This is a genomic window from Methanoregula sp., from assembly GCF_052325125.1.
Lineage (GTDB): Archaea > Halobacteriota > Methanomicrobia > Methanomicrobiales > Methanospirillaceae > Methanoregula.
Window position 1 is genome coordinate 121,889 of record NZ_JBKQWO010000004.1, and the last position, 9,770, is coordinate 131,658.

At 55.1% G+C, this 9,770-nt stretch carries 8 protein-coding genes; 2 read left to right on the top strand and 6 right to left on the bottom strand.

Going from position 1 to position 9,770, the window contains the following annotated elements:
- Positions 1-160 precede the first annotated feature (160 nt).
- The 5 genes from ACLQMU_RS01555 to ACLQMU_RS01575 form a co-directional block, all read right to left on the bottom strand.
- Complete coding sequence (locus tag ACLQMU_RS01555) at positions 161-637, bottom strand: pyridoxamine 5'-phosphate oxidase family protein (protein ID WP_422149304.1); 477 nt, start codon at positions 635-637, stop codon at positions 161-163.
- An 80-nt stretch (positions 638-717) separates the two neighbouring features.
- The gene (locus ACLQMU_RS01560) at positions 718-2,085 is read right to left on the bottom strand and encodes an MBL fold metallo-hydrolase (RefSeq protein WP_424039788.1); all 1,368 of its coding nucleotides are present in this window, start codon (positions 2,083-2,085) and stop codon (positions 718-720) included.
- Between the two features lie 115 nt (positions 2,086-2,200).
- Positions 2,201-3,526 (bottom strand): 2'-5' RNA ligase family protein, encoded by a 1,326-nt coding sequence (locus ACLQMU_RS01565; protein WP_424039790.1) that lies wholly within the window; start codon positions 3,524-3,526, stop codon positions 2,201-2,203.
- Positions 3,527-3,638: 112 nt separating this feature from the next.
- Positions 3,639-4,307, bottom strand: a complete 669-nt coding sequence (locus ACLQMU_RS01570; RefSeq protein ID WP_422149099.1) for an SOS response-associated peptidase — start codon at positions 4,305-4,307, stop codon at positions 3,639-3,641.
- Between the two features lie 112 nt (positions 4,308-4,419).
- Positions 4,420-6,711, bottom strand: a complete 2,292-nt coding sequence (locus ACLQMU_RS01575; protein ID WP_443673506.1) for a PGF-pre-PGF domain-containing protein — start codon at positions 6,709-6,711, stop codon at positions 4,420-4,422.
- Between the two features lie 355 nt (positions 6,712-7,066).
- Here ACLQMU_RS01575 and ACLQMU_RS01580 point away from each other — a divergent pair, with 355 nt between their 5' ends.
- Positions 7,067-7,618 (top strand): cysteine peptidase family C39 domain-containing protein, encoded by a 552-nt coding sequence (locus ACLQMU_RS01580; RefSeq protein WP_422149101.1) that lies wholly within the window; start codon positions 7,067-7,069, stop codon positions 7,616-7,618.
- A 147-nt stretch (positions 7,619-7,765) separates the two neighbouring features.
- Here ACLQMU_RS01580 and ACLQMU_RS01585 read toward each other — a convergent pair whose 3' ends face one another.
- A complete protein-coding gene (locus tag ACLQMU_RS01585; protein ID WP_424040322.1) occupies positions 7,766-8,239 on the bottom strand; it encodes a flavodoxin family protein in 474 nt (157 codons plus the stop codon).
- Positions 8,240-8,458: 219 nt separating this feature from the next.
- Between ACLQMU_RS01585 and ACLQMU_RS01590 the strand changes: the two genes are divergently transcribed.
- Positions 8,459-9,295: a slipin family protein gene (locus ACLQMU_RS01590; RefSeq protein ID WP_424040321.1), complete on the top strand. Its 837-nt coding sequence runs from the start codon at positions 8,459-8,461 to the stop codon at positions 9,293-9,295.
- The last annotated feature ends 475 nt before the right edge of the window (positions 9,296-9,770 follow it).

Below are 9,770 nucleotides of genomic sequence, written 5' to 3' on the forward strand. Positions count from 1 at the left end.
GTGGCATCCCCCGCTTCGCGATAGTGCTGTATCACCTGTACTTGTGTCTGCACCCCGACACAGGTAATACGGAGGCATCGCATACGCCCCCATCGGGAGCAGGGCTGGCGTAAGGGGGGCGCATAATGTTTAAAACAGGTTTTCTACAGTGCCAAAAAAATTACATGTTTTTTAATGCGACAAGGTCGCGGACGCCCACCAGTTTCCAGACAAGCGACCGTTCCTCTTCAGCGATCTTTGCGGGAGGATCGGCCGGGGAATGCCCGAGCGCGGCAAGGATATTAGAGGAGAGTTTGCGCTCCACGATAAGGTCGACAAATTTCTCCCGTATAATCTTCTTCTCTATTGAATCACTCACTTCTTCGAGGTATCCCTGCAGCGTGACAAAGGTATAGGACGAAAGATCCTTGGTATATTTTTCAATCTCGACCGAGACATGCGGGCTTTTCCTGAAATATTCCTGTTTCTTGCCGTACTTGGTCGAGAGGAAATACATAAACGATCCGTCGAAAACATACAGGAACGGCGCTATGTAAGGGTATTTCTCTCCCTGGAAAGCGATACGGCAGACATATCCTTTCTCGATCAACCGGTCATATTCCTGTTTTTCCATCCGGGGGATCTTTACAACCTCCATCGATTCACACCAATCTGGATTCAGAGAGTGAGATGATAAACCTTTTTAAATCAGCCTGCGACGGCAGCACAGCGCACCTGTTATTTTTCGAACGGGTACCCTGCGAGCACCCATGCCTGCATCCCTCCAAGGACGTTTGTCACATCCGAAAACCCGTTCATCGCAAGCACGCTTGCCCCGAGGCTCCCTTTGTACCCGGAATCGCAGTATATGACGACCGGCCGGTCTTTTGGGATCTCCTGCAGGTGCCGGGGGAGCTCCCCGATATACACGGATATTGACCCTGAGATATGCCCGACGTGCTCCCGGTTTTTCTGGTCGCGGACGTCAAGCAGGAACGGCTTTTCATGGTTAAGCCTCTCCCTGAGAGCCTGCACCGTGCAGGTCCCGGTCATCCCGACCGGTTGTGCGGCCCGGAACCATGCGGGAAAACCACCGGCAAGCCAGCCTGCCGTAGCATCGTATCCCAGCCGCACGGACTGCCGGAGCACGGGCTGGAGATCAAGGGAGAAGTCATCGACGAGCACGACAGGGCGTTCGTAGTCAAGGAACCAGCCGGCAAACGATGCAATGCCGTCCCGCCAGATCGAAAAGCTGCCCGGGATGTGGCCGGCGGCAAAAGCCGTAGGGGAACGGATGTCGACGATCTGGCTGCCGGATTTGACAAGGCTCTTTACTGCCGCGACCGAAAGCGGGTGTGTACGGGGGAGCGAATGAAGGAGCGCCGGCCCTTCCCTGTTGACCGTCTCCATCTGCCGGAAGTACGGCGGCAGGTACGGGGACTCGGTAGTGCGCCGGGCGACAAATGCTTCCTTCCCGAGGGCGAGGACCGGGTTGGTGCGCTTCTCGTACCCGATGGTGGAGAAGGGATGATCGGCAATTTCGCTCCCGCATGAAGAACCGGCCCCGTGGGCCGGGCAGAGAATCGCACCGTCCCCGAGTGGCAGGATCTTCCGGGTGATGTTCTCATACATTTTTTCTGCCATCTCCGCTTTTCTCTCCGGCCCGAAAAAATCCGTCCTCGCAATATCGCCGGAAAAGAGGGTGTCGCCGGAAAAGACCATGTACGGCTCGCGCGAGACTTCGGTGTCCACCAGGACAAGCGTGATGCTCTCCTCAGTGTGTCCCGGGGTCTCGATGACAGAGAGTTCCAGCGTCCCAAGCGTGAACCGGTCGCCTTCGCGGACACCGTTCCCGTACGCAAAGTCCATCCGTGAGCCGTGGTAGACCGGTGCGTTGCACCGGTGCGCAAGCTCCGGCGCACCGGATACATAATCCTCGTTCCGGTGCGTCTCGAAAATATGCGTGATGACGGTATCGTGCCGGTCTGCAAGGATTAGGTAAACTCCACAATCCCGTCGCGGGTCGATGACTGCCGCTTTTCCTCCGGAACCGATCATGTACGAGTTGTGGGACAGCCCTTCAGCAACGATGCGTTCAAACCACATACCGGAATTCTCCTTTTTGTGGAATTCTCACGCCGGGTTGTATATACTTTTTGCATATCGTAAAAGGACCGGGCAGCTCCCCACGGTTCCTGAAAATGACACCGCAGGTCTCCCCCTACTGAACGTACGGGTACCGCAGGAGCAGGGGTTCTTCGGATCCGGGCGTCCGCTCACGGATGATACGGCTGATCTCCTGCAGGCTCACGGGAGAATACCCGATGACTTCGGCGCTCACATTGATCTTTTTTCCCGCGAAATCGATGAACGGGAATGCACGAAGATCGTTATTGTGGTGATGACCGTGAATGACCCATCCGGAGAAACCGGCCGGGGCGTTGGCCGGGTCGTGAACGAGAAGAAATTCCTGCCCGTCGCAGGCAAGCAGGGCTGAAGGAACGGTATCTCTGGTATTTTTGTCGTGGTTCCCGGCAACAAACGTAATCCTGCCGTTGAGGAGCACCCTGTACTCCGCGTCCGGGCGTGCGTCCCCGCCGTATCGCAGGTCTCCTAAGAAAAATACCGGATTCCGGGGTGCCACCCGGTAATTCCAGTTGGCGATCAGCACCCGGTCCATCTCTGCCACATCGGAATGGACGAACGGGCGCGAGCAGTACCGGATGATATTTGCATGGCCCAGGTGGAGATCCGCGATAAGGAAAATCTCTCCCGGCTCATGGGCGACCGGTGCAGAGAGTTCAAATCCGGCGCTTCTCCGGTAGAGCGCCAGTGACTGCTGCCACGACCGGGGATTGTGGATCTCTTCATGGGCAAGCCACTGCTGCCTGAGCAGGTCATACTCGCCAAGGATCATGTCCTTGTGCATGACAGTAATCCGGAGGCCGGCATCATCGAGCAGGACAGGCCGGATCGGGACGTTCCGGCGCTGGTGTATGACTCCCATCCTCTCTGCCAGTGCGAGGAGCCGTGTGCGCAGGCCGGCAGTGTTTGGTCCGGTGGCAGGACTGCCGGATGCATCATATCCGGGTGCGGTCAGCCCGGAAACGATCTCTTCGGCTTTGCCCGGAGGGAGGCGGTTTGCAATGGTGACGTGAAACCATTTTTCATCGGGCCGCAGGTCCCATGCATTCAGGCTGATGGTAAAGCAGGAGAGCGCCCGGGCAAGCGTGGCGCTCAGCCTGACAAGCGCGGGGGAGGGGCTGACGGAAAATGCCACGACGCCACCATGCATCCCATCCCGTCGTTCCCATCCATCGAGCGTGAACGGGACTGCCCCAATGGAGCCGGCAATTGTGCCGATGGTATCGAGCAGGAACTGAACGCGGGTTGGATCTTTAAGGGTGAAAGGCCCGTACAGGGTCACATGCGGGTGCCGTTCCCGGTAGCGCTCGGCACCGGATTTTTGTGTGATGGCGCGTGTGGTTTCCTTTATCTGCCACCGGGTCCGGGCGAGGCGGATCTCGACAAGATAGGTATCGTCCATAAAAAAATCGCCGCAGGTACAGTTTTATTGGCGGCAGGGGGTTAAAATGGTGCCCCGTCGGGACAGATGGGAAATGGTGCAATGAAGCCCGCCTGCAATCGCAGATTTTGTCTTATAGTACCTGTACCGGCAGGACCAGTCGCTCATCATCTGCTGTCGGGCTGTTCACACGCTCCGAGACCGGGTACGCCTCCATGCCATTGGAGGGGTACTGCGCAAGGATCCGGCGCATCTCGTCAGCAGAAAGCACATCCCGGGATAGCCAGTGGATCTCGTCATCCTGCCGGAGGATTGCCGGCATCCGGTGGTGGACAGGTGCCATGAGGTCATTGGCAGCGGTCGTGATGATCGTGTATGTCGCAAGCGTTGTACCTGCAAGGTTGCTCCATACATCGTACAACCCGGCAAAGGCAAAGACCGGATCCTCTTTTACATGAATATAAAACGGGATTTTGCGCCATTTTTCCTGTTTCCATTCAAAAAAACCGCTCGCAGGCACGATGCAGCGGTGCGTTCGCAAAAGATCCCGGAACATCGGTCTCTCTGCGAGATCTTCCGCCCGGGCATTGATCGGGCGGTGCATTGCAGCGATGTCTTTTGTCCAGTGCGGCACGAGCCCCCATTGCATCATCACTGCTTCCGCCCGCTCGTGCACCACAATCACCGGGTTCGTGCTGCCAGGCGCGATGCTGAAATGCGACCGGAAACCTATGGCCGGGTCGATGACCCGGAACCTTCCGCAGATGTTGTCTATACAGGCAAGCGAGTACCGTCTGCACATAACAAACGTTCATTCTTGTGCAAGAGTGTAATCAAGGTTTTGCCAGAATCCAAAAAATACTTGAGTGGAATATCCTTGTGAATTGCGCTGAAAATGAATTTTTTAGGGAAAATCAATCATATTTCCTGAAGAGTGCCGGGTTCTGCCTCCGTATCCACCAGCGCCGGACCAGGAACCCGCCGACCGCCACTACAGCAATTCCACCGATACAGGCAATCACGACAGGGACCGGGATGCCGGACGAATTGTCAGGACTTACACCGGATTCAGGAACCACGGTGGTCTGCGTTGCAGCCGGTGTTGCAGCGAAATGCGCGGAATCCGTAATGGTGGGCGGTGACGTCATTACCCCGGTACTCGCGGATCCATTATCCGCCGTAGTTGTATTCTCCACCGCCGCACTCACCCGGGTCGTGATGGCAAAGTACGAGAAGCCCGGGGTCGTTGCGGTAAAGTAGTACGTAGTTCCGGCCTGGTGGTCGAATGTGGTCGCGAGTTCTGACCATTGGCCGTCGTGGTCCCGTATGAGCACGATATCCTGAGGGTTCACCCCGTGCTGCGAAAGCCAGCTCCCCGCTACGGCAAACGTGATGGTGCCCTGGCTGATCGCAGACGGGTTCACCCCGACCGGTTCGATCGATGCGATGTAGGCGGTCTGCCGGCCGATAAGCGGTGACGTGTCGATCGTGTTTGCGTCCGCCACGGTCACCTGGGTCGAACCGAGAGCAACCGAGGGGACAACGGAAACCGAGGTGAACGCCCCGGGCGCATTTTCAGTGACCGGCTGGTTGATGGCAAAGGTCATGGCCTGGCCGGCCGGGGCACCGGGAGAGGTTGCCTCATAGGAACTCCCTCTCCCGGAATCCGCTGCATCGGAAATGCCCCTCCCGGAAGTGTCCGGCGGGGAAAGTACGGTCACGGAGAATGAGGCTGAAGTTCCCGGGACGGTATTTCCCGATATATCCATGCCGACAAGGCTGACCTGGTAGGTGCCGGGCGTGGAGAGCGTGGTGAACTCCGAGCCGAATTCAAAGAGCGAGTTGTACCGCGTCGTGCTCCCGGGCGAGAAATACCGGGAGAGATTGACGTCGTGCGATGCAGTAAGGAGCGTGCTGCCACCCGAATCCTTGATGGTGTAGGCGATCAGGGAGGTCCGGTTGCTGATCGAATACCAGTAAGGATATTGTGTTGTCGTCACAGCCGATGCAATTGGCTTCGTGACCCCGAAGACAATAAATTCCTGCCCCTGATTAAGAGTGACGCCGCCGGACAGGTCGGTGTACACCGTCTGCTGCGTTGTATCGTTCGGGTCGTAGAGGTTCTCGTAGCTCGTGGGGAGCGGGGCGCGGACCTCGACCCGGGTGAGCGCGAGCCGGTTTGTACCGGTGAAGGGCAGGATCGTGGACGCAATATTCCGGGGGGTTCCGGTTGTGTCGTTATACGTCAGGTATGGTTCCCCGTTGCTGTAATAGAGGAATGTCGTATTCGCCGAATCCTGGAGGTTGTACTTCAGGATCGGGGCCAATTCGACCGAGTACGTCGTGCTGGCGGAATTGATGTTGTACAAAAACATCGTATTATTGGCGACCGCAATCGTATCGAGAACCGTCCCGCTGAGGTCGTTTACCACCTCGATCCCGTTGTTGGGGTACGCCCGGGCAACGAAGTTGGACCAGTTGCTCCCGCCATCCGAGAAATAGCCGGGGAACGCATCGAAATACGTACGGAGGCCGTGCTGGATGGCATAATTGATGCGGGCATTCTTGTTATCGGGGGGCCGGTTCGTGCCAAGTGCGGTATTGGTGATCCCGAACGTGATATTCTCTGAGGTAACCTGGCCGGAGAGCGAGCGGGTAAGGCCGGAAACAAGAATGGTATAATCGCCGGCGGTCAGGTCCTGGAGGGTTGCCCCGGAACTGTCCTTGTAGGTCGTGTTGTAGGTTTTTGTGACGCCGCCGAGGACAAGGCCTGCATAATACCCGTCCGTCACCACGACCTTGTCGTTGGGATCGGTAAAGTTACTCCCGTCGGGGTTCTCCACGATATCCGGGACGTACCCTCCGCCTACCGTGACGCCGTTGACAAAGGTTAGATTAAGGCAGCTCTGGTTTGTGGTACCGGTCACCGGATCGACATGGCTCTCTATCTGGCGAAGGGGGGAACCGGTACACTGCACGGGGGAAGAAAAGGTGCAGGAAGACCTGGGGAACAGCTCAATTTCAACGTCACCGGGGGTCGCGAGCGGGGAGTTCGGGAAGATGCCGTAAACATAGAAATCCCTCATCTCGGCAAATAAGGTCTCGTTCACGCTCGGCTGGGTGATCACGAGATCGTTTGCTGCATAAGCTGCCGGTACCAGGACGAGAAGGCTGAAAACCAGAAAAATAACGGCGACCCGTTTCACAAAAATCTGATTGAGATGTGAAGTTATATATCTTGTTAAATACGGTGCCGATCAAACCACGGAATTTGAGATATTCCGGCAGATCGTTTCATCGCGGAAATTGTCAGGATCGCAGATTTTCTTCCCGACATCCAGTCAACGTATCGGAATCGTAACCAGGTAAATCTATAAATGGTAACCGGACATGTTTTAGGTAATCCGAATGTCAGAAGTGCACAGGAATTTTCCCGTTTGTCTCATGACCTGCCTGTTCGTTGCGGGTTTCCTCATATGTTCCGGCTGCATTCAAACCCCCTCATCCGGCAAAAACACAGGGGAAAATGCAGGCCAGCTGTCCGCATCCCCTCCCGGCCTCTTGACCAGGGTCCCCGATGTCCGGCAGAGTCAGTCATATTCCTGCGGGGCAGCATCCCTGCAGGCCGTTTTTAATTACTGGGGAATTGACGAGCGGGAGGGCACACTCATAGAGGAGCTAAATACTACCGAAGAAGCCGGCACGCCCCCGGAGTCCCTCGTCCGCGTGGCCCGGGCTCATGGCCTGCAGGCCGAACTGCGGACGAACCTCACACTGGTGGACCTTGAACAACTCAATGCCGACAGAATTCCGGTGATCATCGCATGCCAGGCGTGGCGGGTTCCGGATGAAGTAAATCTCTCGTGGGAGGATATTTGGGAGGATGGTCACTATATGGTCGTGATCGGATTGGACAAGGATAACGTCTACTTCGAGGATCCATCCATGCTTGGAACGCGCGGCGTGATCCCAAGGCAGGAATTTCTCTCACGCTGGCATGATTACGAGGGAACATCCCCGTTTGGTAAAAACCCGACCGTGTTATATCACGCGGGTATTATTATCCGGGGCAGTGAGCCTGCGGTATACCCGGCGTTTACACACGTGGATTAATCCCCTGCGGAAAACGGATCGATCCCCCCCCGGAAAAAAAGCATCCGGGAACTTGCCCGGCGGTTGTTCACGAATCGCCGGTGCTCCGGTAAAGATACCGGGGATGCAATTCAAAAACATCCCTCCTGATTGGACAAACCTTACGAATTATGGTTTAAGAATCCCGTCTGCAAACTTTTCTATGGTTGTTAAAAACGATCCGCTTTCGACATCCTTTTCAATGGTCGATCCCGACGAGACAAACGTCATTCCCTTCCGCTCAAGTGCCTTTCTCACCACAGCGATGGCAGACTGGTCGCCCCGGCCACCCATTTCGACGATTATGTGAAATGGTTTTCCCCCGCCGCCCGTAACCGAATCGAGGTACTGGTTTACGTATGCGGGCACCTTTCCTGCCCAGACCGGGCTTGCGATGACGAGAGCGTCGATACCGCTGAGATCGGTTTTCGTTGGTCTGATGGGCGATTTCATCCCGAAGAGCGCCCTTATTGCTTTTCCCGCCACGCTGCAGTTGCTCGCCGGTTCTATCCGGACCAGTTCCGCATCCAGCAGTTTTGCGAGCGCAGTTGCAACCTTCTCCGTGTGCCCCTTCCACGAATAATATACAACCCTGATTACCATGGGAATCCCCCCATTTATCCTTATAATCGGCGAATAAAAAATGTTCGGTATGTATGTATTCAATCCGGGCCGGATGTTTTTGACCAAAAAACCGGTCACTAGTTCACGGACGCACCAGAACCCGGCCTGCGGGGGCCATCACCACACATATATACTTCGGGGGACCCTCTGTTAACTGTCGTATGACTATCGGATAGGCAGTTCAAGGAGGAAATAACCATGGATGCATTCACCTTTATGATTGCTGGAATAATTCTGATCGTGGTTGTCGCGCTGCTTGCGATGGCGATCAAGATTGCCAACCAGTGGGAACGGGCAGTTGTCCTGTTCCTTGGAAGGTTTATCGGAATCAAAGGGCCGGGAATTTTTCTTATCGTTCCGATCCTGAGCCGGGTCGCGTACTGGATCGATCTCCGGGTCATCACCACGTCGTTCAATGCCGAGCAGACCCTGACAAAAGATACGGTTCCGGTCAATGTCGATGCAGTATTGTTCTGGCAGGTGGTTGATGTCGAGAAATCCGCGCTTGAAGTCAAGGATTACATGGGATCGGTTTCCCTGGCATCGCAGACTGCGCTCCGGGATGTTATAGGAAAGACGTTCCTTTCGGATATGCTCACCGGGAGGGAAGCGACTGACGCAGAACTCCAGAGGCTGATTGGGAGCCGTGTAAGCGGGTGGGGCATCAAGATCCTTTCTGTTGAAATCCGCGATGTGATTATTCCCGGCCCCCTTCAGGATGCGATGTCCATGCAGGCACAGGCCGAGCGCGAGCGGCAGGCCCGGGTCATTCTCGGGGATTCCGAACGGCAGATTGCCGAGAAATTTGAGCTGGCAGCAAAGAGCTATGAGAACAATCCAACAGCGCTTCACCTGAGAGCGATGAACATGCTGTATGAAGGGCTCAAGACAGGAAATGCTACCATTATCCTTGTACCGTCTACCGCCCTTGAATCAATGAACCTTGGGGCAATGACCGGTATAACGGCACTTGCAAAAACATTAACAAACGAACAGAAAGATCCGATGGATCGCGAACAGCCACCATCGCAGTAATTACGAAGAGTGCTGCAGTGAAATGGCCTGACAGAATACCTGGCCAATGCACCAGCCGATATTTTTTGTGAGAAATACACAGGGAATTGTTGAATATTTTTGTTGAAGTTTATTTTAGAATTCTCCACCCCTTTTCGTCGTGTCGAGCAATATTTTTTGTGATCCGGCCGGTCCGGGGATCCGGCTCCGGATTTTCCGGGTTTTTCACTCGGAAAATGTTATGATTTTTCTGCTCTGTAGAAAACCTTCACCCGGAGAAATTGTAGAAATCTGTGAATGTTACAGACGATCATTTTGTTAGCGATTTCTTTCGTCTGAATCAGGAATCTTCGAGATTTGAGATCACCACTGAACTTTCTTTTCAGGACAGAGAATTTATTTTCCACGAGTTGTCTTCGAGGATAGATACAATCATTGAACTGACAAGCCATTTCCTGACGATAAGTACCGCCAATAATTTCGTTATTCCAGGAGC

Excerpts from the sequence above, each read along its gene's own strand:
- ACLQMU_RS01555 (WP_422149304.1), bottom strand. The coding sequence starts at position 637 with ATGGAGGTTGTAAAGATCCCCCGGATGGAAAAACAGGAATATGACCGG.
- ACLQMU_RS01560 (WP_424039788.1), bottom strand. The coding sequence starts at position 2,085 with ATGTGGTTTGAACGCATCGTTGCTGAAGGGCTGTCCCACAACTCGTAC.
- ACLQMU_RS01565 (WP_424039790.1), bottom strand. The coding sequence starts at position 3,526 with ATGGACGATACCTATCTTGTCGAGATCCGCCTCGCCCGGACCCGGTGG.
- ACLQMU_RS01570 (WP_422149099.1), bottom strand. The coding sequence starts at position 4,307 with ATGTGCAGACGGTACTCGCTTGCCTGTATAGACAACATCTGCGGAAGG.
- ACLQMU_RS01585 (WP_424040322.1), bottom strand. The coding sequence starts at position 8,239 with ATGGTAATCAGGGTTGTATATTATTCGTGGAAGGGGCACACGGAGAAG.
- ACLQMU_RS01590 (WP_424040321.1), top strand. The coding sequence starts at position 8,459 with ATGGATGCATTCACCTTTATGATTGCTGGAATAATTCTGATCGTGGTT.